1 pseudogene is annotated in these 572 nt (G+C 45.6%); it reads right to left on the reverse strand.

What is annotated here, in order from left to right:
- A pseudogene (locus tag ACTHSP_RS21395) lies at window positions 1–484 on the reverse strand (sensor histidine kinase); the annotation flags it as partial.
- Window positions 485–572 lie beyond the last annotated feature (88 nt).

Below are 572 nucleotides of genomic sequence, written 5' to 3' on the forward strand. Positions count from 1 at the left end.
CCATTGATTTCGCGTCCCAATTAAACGAATCGAAACGCATACTGCCGTCTAAAAACAGGTTCAAAATAAACAACATTGCCGTATAACCTGCATACAGCATGGGGTAATGGCCATAACTGAGCAGACACGACGTAGCAACAAACGGCAAAACCAAAATCCCGAAACCGGAAGCCGTACCGCCGGAGATATACACCAAAACCATCATCATGGTGATGTCGACCACGGCGCTGGCATTGGGCAAATCCAAAGACTGCCACTGCCAGCCCGGACGGAACACGGAGAGCATAATCAGGAAGAAATACAGCGTTACCCAGATATAAAACGCAACGTCCGGCAACGAAACGCCAATCAGGTTGCCGCCTGTGTAGCTGCCGAACGCGTGCAAAACCAAAAGCGGTAAGACGATGGCTATTCGGGCAATGTTGATTACACCGGGAATCCGCTCCCTCAGATTACCCAGTTCTTGAAGATTGGCTCTGTTCATAAGTGAACCTTTTTTATTATCATGCAATGTCGTATAAATTTAATTTATTTAGATATATTTGTTCTTGTTTCAGGACAAACTTTTCAGA

This window comes from Neisseria sp. P0001.S005, assembly GCF_051963715.1.